Below are 12532 nucleotides of genomic sequence, written 5' to 3'. Positions count from 1 at the left end.
GATTCCATGAGCACCACCCGCACAACCCCGACCACGGAATCCCAAGCGTCCCCGGCAGACAACACTGCTGACCAGCTAACACCCGAAGAAACACAAAAACACAACAATCGACGCCGCCTACGAGCCCAGGCCACCCCCGCGCAAGAAAACGCTGCCCGCGTCCTCATCGCGGTATTTGCCACCACCTTGGCCCTCACAGTGGTGTTCTACTTCGTCGGAGGGCGACTTAGCGGATTTGCCCTGCGCATCGTCTACGGCACCATCAACATCCCTGCAACCACAAGCCTCGTATCTATCCTGGTGCTTGCTCTGCTTGTCGGTGCTCTTCTCCGGCGTAAACGCATGGCTTTGTACATCGTTGCGTCTTTCCAGATCCTTGGATTCCTCTGGTCAGCTCAACGGCTTGCTTCTGTCCTCGTCGGAACTTTCTCCCCACCCACTGAGGCGATTCGGGTATCACCAGAGCGCCTCATCCTCGTGGACAGCCTTGCGATCATTTTCGGTCTGACCGTCCCTGTGATTCTGTGGTGGGTCCGTCCAGCATTCCCGGCTCGTGTTCAACGCGGATCCTTCATCCGTGCCTCACTCATCGCCATCTGCGGTTCGCTTATTTCTGTCGGCATCGCTTTCGCCATCATGGAAGCCACCGCAGAGGAACGCTCCGTTCTCCGCGCCTTCGGTGCTGTTGTGCGTAACTCTCTGGGCGTTGCCGGAGTCGCTGACCGGCACGTGCTCCACACCGTCGGCCACGGCGTACCCGTTCTTCTCGAGATCTGCCTATCAGCTACTTTCGTTCTGGCTATCTGGGCCTTCTTGCGCTCCTCTGGTTCACCCCAGAACTGGACTGGCATGAGTGAGGTCGCGGTCCGTGAACTCCTTGCCCAACACGGCCAAGCTGACTCCCTGGGCTACTTCGCCACCCGCCGCGACCGCTCCTACTCCTTCTCCGATGATCAGAAAGCCGTCTTGGCTTACCGCGTCGTCGGATCTGTTGCACTGGCCTCTGGTGACCCCATCGGTGAACACACATCGTGGAAGTCTGCCGTTGACAACTGGCTCGAATCCTGCCGTGAATACGGCTGGATTCCCGCTGTCACTAGCGTTGGAGCCGAAGCAGGTCGCTTCTTCGCTGCCCGAGGGTTCGGCATTGTCCCGCTCGGTGACGAAGCCATCCTTCACCCTGACCGCTTCACTCTCGACTCCACCTCCATGACCTCCGTACGGCAGGCCGTTACTCGCGCTCGCCGAGCCGGACTGACCGTCACCATCCGCCGCCACAGCGATCTCACTGAGGCTGAGATGGCCGAAATGATCCATCTCGCCGACTCCTGGCGCATCGGTGGGCCTGAACGTGGCTTCTCTATGGCTCTAGAACGCCTCGGAGATCCTGCCGATGGACGCTGTGTCCTTGTCATGGCTCACACCAAAGACGGCAAACCCGTCGGCATGCTTTCCCTAGTCCCATGGGGACGAACCGGACTGTCACTGGACGTCATGCGTCGTTCGCCTGAGGCGCCCAACGGCGTTACCGAACTCATGGTCGCCGAACTCATGGACCGCGCCGAATCCCTCGGCCTTATTCACGTTTCTTTGAACTTCGCTGTCGCCCGGTCAGTTTTCGCGGACGCAGACGAGCTCGGTGCCTCCCCGTTTACTCGGGCAGGATCTGGGCTGCTGGGCCTTGTTGACCGCTTCACCCAGATCGAAAGCCTCTACCGCAACAACGACCGGTACCGGCCTGAATGGGTGCCTAGGTATGTCTGTTTCGAAGGTGCCGCAGCACTACCCGCCGTGGCTCTGGCCATCGGCGCCGCCGAAGGATTCCTGCCGCTGCCAGGTCGCAACACCAGCGTCGGCAACCAGCTCACCCCCTTCGAACTCGAACGAGCCAGCGAAGCTGAACGGATCACCTTCGAGGTCGCAGCTGTTGAACCACGGCGCAGCAACTCCACCCGTCACCGCATGCGTCATCTCGACGCGCTCTGCGCCGCAGGACGTAACCCTTACACGGTTGGTCGCCCCGGCGGAGAAGCCTTGGCCACACTGAGCGCGCAGACTCCTGCTACCGGTACTGAGGTGCACGTGCACGCGCGTGTACGCAGCGTTCGACGCCACGGAGGAGTCATCTTCGTGACCCTCATCGATAACGGAGTCCAGGCTCAAGCCATCCTCGAACGCGACACTCTCGGTGCTGACCAGATCGAACTGTTTGGTCGCAACATCGATACTGGAGACCTGCTCTCCTTCCAAGGTCACATGGGAACCTCCCGCAACGGCACCTCCTCGATCATCGTCAGCTCTTGGGACATCGCTGCCAAGGCGCTACACCCTGTCCCTTACGGCGGTTTGACAGATCCTGGTCAGCGAGCCCGTGCGCGAACCATGGACCTGCTTGTTCACCCCCAAGCCGCAGCTAAATTGTGTGCCCGCTCGCGGGCCATCGGAGCAGTTCGCTCCGTCCTGCTCGAAGAGGGATACCTGGAAGTCGAGACGCCCATGCTGCAAAGCACAAATGGTGGCGCTACTGCTCGACCGTTCCGGACGTTCTCCAACGCCTATGGAACTGACCTAGTCATGCGTATCGCCCCAGAGCTTGCACTCAAGCGTCTTCTTGCAGGCGATATGGGGCCCGTGTTCGAAATTGGCCGTAACTTCCGTAATGAAGGCGCCGATTTAACGCACAACCCAGAATTCACCGTTTTGGAGGCCTACCGTCCTTTCTCGGACTACAACGGAATGCGGTTGCTCACTCAACGAGTGATCCAAGCTGCTGCGCGTGCTGTGCATGGGGCCGAAGTCATTCCACTGCCGATGGGTCCTGAAGATGAAAACGGCAACCGCACCGTTATCCCGGTTGATATTTCCGGGGACTGGCCAGTTATTTCTGTTGCCGATGCTGTTTCCGAAAAGGTTGGTCAGCGCGTCTCGCACACTACCGACCTAGAAACTTTGCTTGCACTGGCGCGTAAGCATGAGGTCGCTGTAGCCAATGACATGGGGCCTGGGGCAGTTCTTGAGGAGTTGTACGCAGAGCTGGTCGAGGGTGAAACGGTATATCCCACGTTCTATGTGGACTTCCCTGTTGAAACCTCTCCGCTGACTGGTCCGCACCGGTCGATTCCGGGCCTGGTTGAGCGTTGGGACCTTGTCATCCGGGGCGCTGAACTTGGAACGGCCTACTCCGAACTCAATGACCCAATCGAACAGCGTCGCCGTCTTACTGAACAGTCCTTGAAAGCGGCTGCCGGCAACGTGGAGGCCATGGAGGTTGACGAAGACTTCCTAGCAGCTCTCGAGGTGGGAATGCCCCCAGCAGGTGGTCTCGGTATTGGACTGGACCGGCTGGTCATGATGCTCACCGAATCCAACATTCGCGAGGTACTCAGTTTCCCGTTTGTGCGTCCGCGTCAGAAATAGCAGACACAGAATGTAGTTCTGTCTGTGAGGTAATCCATCACACCGCAACGCCCTGTGTGGCGTTGCGGTGTGATAACGGGAAAGTATGCAGCGGGCAAAACCACTTATTAAGGACGACAACACACCGATGCAACGAAGGAGCGTCAATTCGCGCTGCCCCTCCCGCCCTGGAGTGTCAATGTCTTCGTCCACTCGCCAACGTCCGAATGCTCCTGGCCCTGCCGCTGCTGACACGCTAACCGGCGGTACGCGTCGTCGGTCAGTGGCTTCTCAGGCCTCACGCGCACAAAAAAACAGAAACAGACTGCCGAGGAGGTTGCTTCTGCTGTTCGGGCTGAGGCTGCACGGAGGGCGGCATTGTCGCCGTGGTACTTGCGTAAGCGTTATGTTGCTCCGCTTTTTGCTGGTGGTCTGGCTGCGGTGGCTGCTATTTCTTTGATGAGTTCGATTCCGGGGCCAGCTTCCCCGCCGCCGGTAAAAGTAACACCAACGATTGCTACTGCTTCTATTGGCAAACCATTCAAAGACGGCGATATGACTTTCAGGATCCGGTCTATTGCTCTTCCTGGTTCAACAATTGGGGAGACCGTCGCTGCTGAGAAAGCCCATGGAACGTGGGTGCTTGTGACTGTTGACATCACGAATAAAGGCACAGATTCCAATACTATCGACGTTGCTGGACAACGTCTGACAACAGCTAACAATGCTGTTCATGAGGCATCCGTGGTGCCTTCTTTGAGTGGGTGGGATGACGCGTACATCTCCGGTATTGCGCCTAACAGCACTACTACTGCGCAGATTGCGTTTGATATTCCTGCAGGTTCAACTCCTGCAGTTCTTACGTTGCGGGGTGGCCATTCAGGAGTGGGTGCCAAAGTTCCGCTGAGATAAAAGCGGGGTTATGCGGATGGTGTGGGCTGCTGCCTAGGACAGATTTCGTTGTGTTCTGAGTTCGAGTCGTCAGTTCTGTCGTTTGTTGTCTTCGGCCATGAATGCTCGCAAGATGTTGCCGATTCCTTCTGCTGTGACGGCAACGTCTTTATTTGCGTTTGCGATGGCTGTTTCAATGTCGTGGGTTTTTTCTGAGGTAGTGCCAGGCGTGGTGGGGTTGGGGTGTGGGCGCGATTGGTTGTGACTGTGCTGCATGGGGCCTCCTTAGGTTGGTGTTGTTCTTATCGGTCTTTGAGGTGCAGGTTCGAGCGGGTATGTGGGATGGCAAAAAGTAAATTCTGTAATAGATGGCCAAAACAGCTGTGCCTTAACGGGTTTAAGTCCTACGCCTGTGTTCACTGATGTGTGTATGTATTCAAGACGGTGGTCCAGGCGGCTGTCCGTCTATGAGCGGAAGGACGAACCTCCATGTCTGGTAGAAAACTCCGCAGTATTTCTGCTGCGTCTGGTGCGGCATTACTGCTGTTCAGCGGTGGCATGTCAGCGGCGCCGGTACCTGCGCGAGCGTTGGAAACAACGAAGCCGTCAACGGAAACGCTCGCGGGTGATGCCGGGAAAATTGCGTGGAAGCGCTGTAACAAAGGTATGCAGTGTGGTGAGCTAACGGTTCCCCTTGACTATAAAGATGAGAAAAAAGGCACTATTGATCTAGCGATTAGTCGTCGACCTGCTGACGATCAAAAAAACAAACTGGGTGTTTTGTTTGTGAACCCTGGCGGTCCGGGAGGTTCTGCTGTCTCGGCGGTAGGAATGTTTTCCTCCAAGATGGGGCGAGACATCCGTAAAAACTTCGACATCGTGGGAGTGGATCCCCGAGGAATCGGTGGTTCAGATCTTGCTTTATGCAAGATGAAAGCGAATGATATCGCTGAAGAAGGAGAGCCGTATCCGATTTCTCCAGAACAAATCGCAAAAAGAAAAGCGCAGGATGAAAAGAAGCGGAAGGCATGCGAAGATAGTAAGACTCGCATTCTCCCCTACATGACTACTGCCGATGTAGCTCGGGATATGGATCGAGTTCGGGAAGCCTTGGGGCAGAAAGTTATCAACTACTACGGCATCTCGTATGGGACCCAGCTAGGGAACACGTATGCCGCGATGTTCCCAAACCGTGTTCGAACTATGGTGATCGACGGAGTTCTGGACCCAGTGCAGTGGTCAACGGGCGGTTCTGAAGTTGGTTCAAAGGTGCCGTCGACTACCAGGATTCGTAGTGGTGTAGGCGCTCATCAGGCGATGAAGTCGGCTATCTCTGAGTGTGAGCGAGTTGGTTCTGACTGCGAGCAGAGCGACACGATTCGTAATGACTGGAATTACCTGACGTCACGGCTTCGTGGAAAGTCAGTGGTTCTTGAAGGCCCCTTCGGTTCAAAGACTTTCACTTATCAAGATTTGTTCGCCGCAAGTACTTCAATGTTGTATGGGACAGAATCCATCCCTGATCTTTTGGCTTTTATCTCCTCGCTGCGAGCTGATGTGGAGAAAGTGAAAGAATCCTCCTCGCAATCGGCAGGTAAAACTGCTCAGAAAGCTTCAGAAAAGTCAGTTAAGTACTACGGGAAGCTACTGGACCATGAGCGTCGAATGAAGCGCGACTTAATCTCTTATGATCCGCCTGCTCCGATTTCGGACTCGGATAAAGAGGAGGGTCTAGACGTGCCTTTTGGTTTCGAGGGCGTACTATGCTCAGAGACTAATAACCCTTCTACCTTTGAATCATGGCCAGCAGCAGCGAAAATCGCAGAACAGGTTGCGCCAGGATTCGGGCCGCTGTGGACATGGAATTCTTCGATCTGCTCCGGCTGGAAGTTTAAGGGAGCTAACGCCTACAAAGGCCCATACACGAGTTCTCCCGCCGGTGGAATTCTGGTAATGAGCACGTTGGAGGATCCAGCTACCCCATACTCAGGTGCCAAAGCAGTGCGTTCGCTGGTGAAAAACAGTCGTTTGATCACAGTGCCGACATGGGGGCACGGAGTAGTTGATGTAAGTGAATGTGCGGAGAAAGCACGTAATAAATATCTCATGAGTGGAAAGTTGCCGGAGAAAGACATGACATGCCGCCCAGATCAGCGTTTGTTCACACCATTGGATTGATGGTGTTATTTCGCGTTATGCGTTGTATCCGCATTTTTTGCTTTTCGGGATAACACTCTTGAATACAGCGAATGGTGGCGAGATCGGTATATTGACCGATCTCGCCACCATGTAGTTAGGGGCGGGGAGTGTGCCTCGAAACGGAATTAGAAGCAGGTATAAAAACCTGTTTCTGAGCTACGTGTGAGTGGAGTCAGATTCTGGTGTCGGCGTGGTCTTTGCGGTGTTCTCGGGTGCGGTTTCAGCTGTAGCTGCGATGGCAGAACGGGGTTCGGGCTCTGACTGTGTAGTGGCGGAAAGTCCTTCTCGGTCGAAAAAGCGGCGGAGCAGGAAGGTCCCTAGGGCGAGTAGGGCGAGCGCGTAGAAGGTTGACCAGAAACTGACCTGGGTTTCTGCTGTGATCTGTCCTTTTCCTACAGTGTTGGTGAAAATGGAGATCAGGATGAGGGAGAGGTTGTTGGCTACGTGGATGGCGATAGCGGCTTCGATACCGCCGGTGTGCCATACGAGGTAAAGCGCCATGATGGACATGCCAACGAGGTTGGCGACAACCCAGGGGTGTGATGAGCCGTGGAGAGCGGTGAAGACAAAAGTAGATATGGCCCCCGCTATGCAGAAACCCACTTTTGCGTTACTGAAGTAGCTGGAAATTGTCGTGACGAGCAGACCTCGGACGATGTATTCCTCACCGGCAGCTTGCAGGGGGGTGAGGATGAGGGTGAGGGCTACTTGCAGGGCCCACGCTTTCGCGGGGGAGAAGGTGCTTTCACCGGTGACGACGGTTTCGGCAAGATTTCCCACAAGCCAGATAGGGACGGTGGTGGCTAGGCCGGTTGCTAGCCATTTCCAGCGCATTCGGCCGCTGATGGAGTGCAGGTATCCGCCGCTGATGCGGTACACGGCGGCAACAGCGCCGATGGAGATGGGGATGAAAGAAGCCAGAGCGAGGTTGAGGGCTGCTGCTGCGGCTGGGGTTGGTGTTCCGTTGGGTTCGGCTGTGGTGAGAGCGGGTAGGGAGAAGCGTACGGCGGCGACGGCCAGTATGGCGCCGCCGAAGGTGGTTGCTATTGCTGCTGGTCCTTTCCACCAGTGGGTGGTGGCGCGCCGCAGGATGTGTGGGTAACGGATTCCAGTGGTGGTGTGGTTTTGCGGTGGTTGGGTTTGTGGTTCGCGCGGTGAGAGGCGCGAAGAGAGAAAGGAGATGAGAGACATGGCATCAGTGTGGCTGAGTGGAACGCCTGGTGGCATGGCTCTTTCGGTGTAGGCGTAAAGGCTAGGGATGTGATTGTGCTCTCAGTGGCGTCCCATGACATTGCTGCTGAGTTGAGTGATGACTCGATGGTGATGGCTCACGTCGTAGCTAGGTTTTGAATCCTTCGGGCTGTGAAGTATTGGGGCGACCCTTGAGCCTTTTGCCGTCGATAAGGTGTGCGATATGCGCATTTGGAGTCTGCATCCCTCGCTGCTGGATAGAGCCGCTTTGGTAGCGCTGTGGCGGGAGACGTTATTGGCGCAGAAAGTATTGCAGGGGGAGACCAAGAGATACCGCAATCATCCTCAATTGGAGCGGTTTAAAGCATTGGTTGACCCGGTGGCTAGTGTGGCTGTGTATTTGCATGGTGTAGCCGACGAGGCCGATGCGCGCGGGTATCGGTTTGACCGGTCACGGATTGGTGAGGTTGGGGTAGCGCGATTGTCGGTGGCACGTTCTGCAAAGTTTGCGGTGACGGAAGGGCAACTTGTCTATGAGTTTGCGCATCTGCGTGCCAAGGTTGCTGTCCGTGATCTGCAGTGGCTCCCGCGGTTGGATTTGATTACTGGTGTTCCTCCAGCTCACGCGAGTTTGACTATTGTTCCTGGGGGTGTTGAGCCGTGGGAGGTTATCTGATCTCCACTGATTGGATACCTCACGTGGCCCGAACACGACTTTGTATTCCGGCCACGCGGGGCGTCTAGGGGTTAAGGAGTGGCATGTACTGCTGAGGCAATACGGCGCACAGTTTGGGTGGCGCGAGCTTCAGCTCGTTCACGGCTTTCGTTGAAACGGGCACGTAGGCGGTGGCCATCGCGCACTACTGCGGCAGCGAAAGCGAGGCCAGCAGCGATTCCGAACAATGTTGCCAGCACAATAAGTAGTAGTGCAGGGATAGCTCCCAGACCGGTGATGGTGAAACCAGTCCAGCCACCTACTGCGATGAGAAGTAGACCGATAACGAGCGGGATACTGCCGGTGGGTTTAAGGTTGCCGTCACGTGTGGTCAGCGCCCCAATAACGAGGAGTGCGATACCGGGGCATAGCAGAGCAATGAGAGCGGCGATAGTGAATTGCAGGCCGTTGTCTTCGCCGGTCCATGTGGTTTGGCGGGTGGATACCAATACGACTGCGCCTAGAGAAGTGGTTGCTGCGCCTGCGAATGTGGCGGCTAGCGATCGCATGTCTGATCGGTGCCAAAGAAAGTCGATATCGCGAGTGAGCGCGTAAATGGTTGCGGTGGTGGTAACTAGACCGGCGATAAGGAAAGCAGGTGGGAAGGCTGGTGAAGTGAAGCCGGCAGCGATTTGGGTAGTGATGTCGAACAGGCCATGGGGAGTGGACAGTGCTGCGCTGATTCCGGCAGCGGTGATGATTGTTGTAGCTGCCAGGAGCATGTAAGTACGGATTAAGGCGGTGAAGTTCGCAGCGATGAGGGTGAGCCAACCGATCACAGCTGTGGCGATGCCGGTGGTGTTGGACCAGCTGGCCGCGTGGGCGCCTAGAGCGGTCGCCCAGGTGAGGGCGAGTCCGGTGGCGGTGACTGCGGTGGTTGTGGCGCTGTGGACTCTAGGGGAGATGGTCCAGGTGTTGTGGGGCAAACGGGTAATGGCCAGTGTGATGAGGATTGCGGTGGGGGTGAGAGAAAGGGGGCTGTCGCCGAGGCTGCTGGATAGGGCGGTGGCGAGTCCGATGATGGCGAAACCGATGATGAGATGGGCGCCGAGTTGTCGGGTGAGATTGGGTGAAGACGTGGTGTGGTGTTGTGTGTTTACTGATGTCGTGGTCGAACCGTCGCGCATCGGTTGAGGTACCCCCTGCCGTATCGGCTGCGTTGTTTGCTGTGGTGCGTGTGCCGTCCCTACTTATTCTGTCGCGTAGTGGGGGATGGTGTGCAGTTGGCTCGGCGTAGTTTGAGTTGCCATTCGGCAACAGTTTCTTCCGTGATTCTTCAATTGGACGGGTGGTTAGGTTGTTTCGCTTGCGAGTGTTGATTTTTCGGGGGTTTTTCTGATGATGCGGTGGGTACGTGGATGTGGCTGGGGGATTGTTGGTATAGGGGTGCTGGTGGCATGTGTGTCATTGGTGGATGGCGAGCAGTGGAGTTTTGTGCCCTTGTTGCAAGCGTTGGCGCCTGCGTTGGCGTTGGCGGCTGTGCCGGTGGCGTTGGGGTTGTGGTGGATATCGCGGCGACAGGCGCTAGTGATGGCTGTGGTGGGGGTGGTGTTGTTCGCGCCGGTGTTAGGGGATGTGGTTGATCGGCAGCCGTCGGTGCCAGTGACGGTGGGGCAACGTCCGTCAGACATGTTGACGGTCTTGTCTGTGAATACGTATTTCGGGATTGAGGTTCCGGCAACGACCGTTGAGCAAGTGAGGCAGCTGCGGCCGGATGTGTTGGTGTTGGTGGAGGAGTCACCTACGAATTGGCAGGGGTTGTTGAAGGCGGGGTTAAAAGAGTATTTGCCGTATGCGACGGGCACGGTAGGTGGCTCTTCGGCGACAGTGGTGGCGACGCGTGAGCCGATGTCGTGTGTGGATATTGGTGCTCGAGCGCGATGTAACGAGGTGGTGGATGTGGGTTCTGGTGAGGTGGAGCAGTTCGATATGCCAGCAGTGCGGTTGGCTGATGGGACGTTGTTTCGGGGAGTGCATCCGTGGTCACCACGACTTGACCCAGTGAACCGGTGGTATCGGGATCAGGTGGGATTGGTGGACTGGGTGCAGCAGCGTAGTAGTGAGCAGCGGTTGGTGATGGCGGGGGATTTCAACGCTTCGCGCTCGCATCCGGTGTTCAGGAGGTTGTTGAACGGGATGGTGGAGGCTCCATCGGGTGGGGTTCCTTGGACTCGGACGTGGCCGATGGGATGGTTTTTCCCGCCGTTCGTGCAAATTGATCATGTGGTGGCGCGGGGGTTCCAGGTTGCTGCTGCTGGAGTGTTGCCTTCGAAGGTGAGTGATCATGCGGCGGTGTGGGCGCAGTTGGTGCGGAAGTGAGCCGGGATCCAGGCGCGTTCTTATAAGACAGAAGTAGTGAATTTTGTGTTGATAACAAGAGAGTGAGCTATTCATTTCAAGCGATATTTGCGCTTCGTGGTGCGATTTTGAATCGCTGTGTATTCGTGAGCTTTTGGGAAATTTATTATTGAGCTTTTCGGATCCATGTTTTTCTGAATGCATAGTGCGTAGCGAGGGGTGGTCGGCGCAGGATGGGGCAATGAGTTTTGTGTGCGGTGAGGGTTCTGGTCTGCAAGCGTGGAAGGGCCAGGTTGAAGGTGCATATGGGGTGCTATTAGGTGGGTATGTGTGGCGCCCGCGCGGGCAGGTGCGTGGTGTGGTGTATCTGGTGCACGGGATGGCTGAGCATGCGGGGCGGTATGCAGGTGTGGCGGAGTTTTTGGTGGGGTTGGGGTGGGCGGTGTGTGCGCATGATCAGCGAGGGCATGGCCGTTCGGTGGGCGGCTCTGGTCATTTAGGGCATGTGGAGGGTGGCTGGGATGCGTTGGTGGGTGATGTGCAGACGCGGTTGAGGGCGGTTGCAGAAGAATTCCCGGGGGTTCCGTTGGTGGTAGTAGGGCACAGCATGGGTTCTTTCGTTGTGCGTGAGGTAGCTATGCGTCACGCGGTGGCAGATGTGCGGGTTGATGGGTTCGTGTTTGTGGGTTCTGGAGGGCCGCTTGCGGTGCCGGTGCTGTTGACGGATGTTTTGTTGGGCGGGTTGGCCTCGATATGGGGGTGGGCGCGGCCGTGTGGCTTGATGGATCGGTTGGTGTTCGGTGGGTATAACGCTCAGTGTGGGCGCACGCGAACAGGCAATGACTGGTTGAGCGTGCGGTCGCAGGTGGTGGATGCCTATGAGGCGGATCCGTTGGCTGGGCATGCTTCGTCGTTGGGTTTGTGGCGTGATCTGGTCAGGGCTGTTGGTCGAGTGAATCGGCGTGATGGGCGGTATCTGCAGGTGCCGGTGTTGTTTTTGTCTGGGGTAGATGATCCGGTGGGAGGTATGGGTGTGGGGGTGCGTCAGGCTGCTGCGCGGGTGCGGGGCGGGCTGGGTGCGCAGGTGGAGTGTGTGGTGTTGCCTGGTGAGCGTCATGAAGTGCTCAATGGCGGGCCTGGTTGTGCTGCTTGGGTGGTGCTTGAGCGTTGGTTGGGGGCGCATTGGCCTGTCGGGAATGTCGGTGGGGGATAGTGATGCTCAGGTGAGGTGGTGGGAGGATTAGGTGCATGACTTCTTTGAAAGAGCAGTTGCACTCTGATTTGAACGCGGCGATGAAGGCTCGTGATGAGGTGGTCACGGCGACGCTGCGGATGGTGATGACGGCGATTTCGAATGCCGAAGTTGCTGGTAAGGAAGCGCGTTCGTTGAGTGACGACGAGGTGCTCAAGGTGCTGGCGAAGGAGGCGAAGTCGCGTAAGGAGTCGGTGGTTGCGTACTCCGAGGCTGGTCGTCCGGAGTTGGCTGATCGGGAAAGTGCCGAGCTGGCGGTGTTGGAGAAGTATTTGCCAGCACAGTTGGAGGATGCCGAATTGGCGCAGATTGTGGATGAGGCAGTGGCGCAGGTCGGAGCGACTGGCATGAAGCAAATGGGTCAAGTGATGAAGGTGGCGACCGCGGCGGTTGCTGGGCGTGCTGATGGTGGTCGGGTCTCGGCTTTGGTTAAGGCGCGTTTGATGGGTTGATGGTTTTCTTCGGTGTGGGCGGCGTGAGGTGGTGGGCGCCGCTCTCATCGGCTGGTTGACCGGTTGTGTTTGCGTGGGTGACTGGGGCAGAGCGTTTTTGGTGGGTCCGGGTTGCGTGCGTCGAGTTCGTGCATGGTG

At 56.9% G+C, this 12532-nt stretch carries 11 protein-coding genes; 8 read left to right on the top strand and 3 right to left on the bottom strand.

Annotated elements, in window-relative coordinates:
• The first annotated feature begins 6 nt into the window (after window positions 1-6).
• Both lysX and AC2T9U_RS11285 read left to right on the top strand, forming a co-directional pair.
• A complete protein-coding gene (gene lysX / locus AC2T9U_RS11290) occupies window positions 7-3417 on the top strand; it encodes a bifunctional lysylphosphatidylglycerol synthetase/lysine--tRNA ligase LysX (RefSeq protein ID WP_493696154.1) in 3411 nt (1136 codons plus the stop codon).
• A 357-nt stretch (window positions 3418-3774) separates the two neighbouring features.
• A complete protein-coding gene (locus AC2T9U_RS11285) occupies window positions 3775-4308 on the top strand; it encodes a DUF4352 domain-containing protein (protein ID WP_493696153.1) in 534 nt (177 codons plus the stop codon).
• 69 nt (window positions 4309-4377) lie between these two features.
• On the opposite strand, the gene AC2T9U_RS11280 is transcribed toward AC2T9U_RS11285, so the two are convergent.
• Window positions 4378-4563 carry a hypothetical protein gene (locus AC2T9U_RS11280; protein WP_493696152.1) on the bottom strand — a complete coding sequence of 62 codons (186 nt, stop codon included), beginning with the start codon at window positions 4561-4563 and terminating at the stop codon, window positions 4378-4380.
• 213 nt (window positions 4564-4776) lie between these two features.
• Between AC2T9U_RS11280 and AC2T9U_RS11275 the strand changes: the two genes are divergently transcribed.
• Complete coding sequence (locus AC2T9U_RS11275) at window positions 4777-6465, top strand: alpha/beta hydrolase (protein ID WP_493696151.1); 1689 nt, start codon at window positions 4777-4779, stop codon at window positions 6463-6465.
• 177 nt (window positions 6466-6642) lie between these two features.
• Here the strand turns inward: AC2T9U_RS11275 and AC2T9U_RS11270 are convergent, their stop codons facing one another.
• The gene (locus tag AC2T9U_RS11270) at window positions 6643-7677 is read right to left on the bottom strand and encodes a CPBP family intramembrane glutamic endopeptidase (protein WP_493696150.1); all 1035 of its coding nucleotides are present in this window, start codon (window positions 7675-7677) and stop codon (window positions 6643-6645) included.
• 9 nt (window positions 7678-7686) lie between these two features.
• Between AC2T9U_RS11270 and AC2T9U_RS11265 the strand changes: the two genes are divergently transcribed.
• Both AC2T9U_RS11265 and AC2T9U_RS11260 read left to right on the top strand, forming a co-directional pair.
• Window positions 7687-7836: a hypothetical protein gene (locus AC2T9U_RS11265; protein ID WP_493696149.1), complete on the top strand. Its 150-nt coding sequence runs from the start codon at window positions 7687-7689 to the stop codon at window positions 7834-7836.
• A gap of 64 nt (window positions 7837-7900) precedes the next feature.
• Window positions 7901-8353: a pyrimidine dimer DNA glycosylase/endonuclease V gene (locus AC2T9U_RS11260; RefSeq protein WP_493696148.1), complete on the top strand. Its 453-nt coding sequence runs from the start codon at window positions 7901-7903 to the stop codon at window positions 8351-8353.
• 71 nt (window positions 8354-8424) lie between these two features.
• On the opposite strand, the gene AC2T9U_RS11255 is transcribed toward AC2T9U_RS11260, so the two are convergent.
• Window positions 8425-9519, bottom strand: coding sequence for a hypothetical protein (locus AC2T9U_RS11255; protein WP_493696147.1), 1095 nt, complete (start codon window positions 9517-9519; stop codon window positions 8425-8427).
• Window positions 9520-9793: 274 nt separating this feature from the next.
• On the opposite strand from AC2T9U_RS11255, the gene AC2T9U_RS11250 reads away from it, so the two are divergent.
• The 3 genes from AC2T9U_RS11250 to AC2T9U_RS11240 all read left to right on the top strand — a co-directional run bounded on the left by AC2T9U_RS11250 (window position 9794) and on the right by AC2T9U_RS11240 (window position 12394).
• On the top strand, window positions 9794-10711 hold the full coding sequence (locus tag AC2T9U_RS11250) for an endonuclease/exonuclease/phosphatase family protein (RefSeq protein WP_493696146.1): 918 nt from the start codon (window positions 9794-9796) through the stop codon (window positions 10709-10711).
• Between the two features lie 220 nt (window positions 10712-10931).
• Entirely contained in the window at window positions 10932-11903 is a 972-nt protein-coding gene (locus AC2T9U_RS11245) for an alpha/beta fold hydrolase (protein WP_493696145.1), read from the top strand.
• 35 nt (window positions 11904-11938) lie between these two features.
• Window positions 11939-12394, top strand: coding sequence for a GatB/YqeY domain-containing protein (locus AC2T9U_RS11240; protein WP_493696144.1), 456 nt, complete (start codon window positions 11939-11941; stop codon window positions 12392-12394).
• The last annotated feature ends 138 nt before the right edge of the window (window positions 12395-12532 follow it).

Source organism: Dermatophilus sp. B7861-1 (assembly GCF_058996045.1).
The sequence above is the reverse complement of the archived record's forward strand: the minus strand, read 5'-3'. Positions and strand labels throughout refer to the sequence as shown.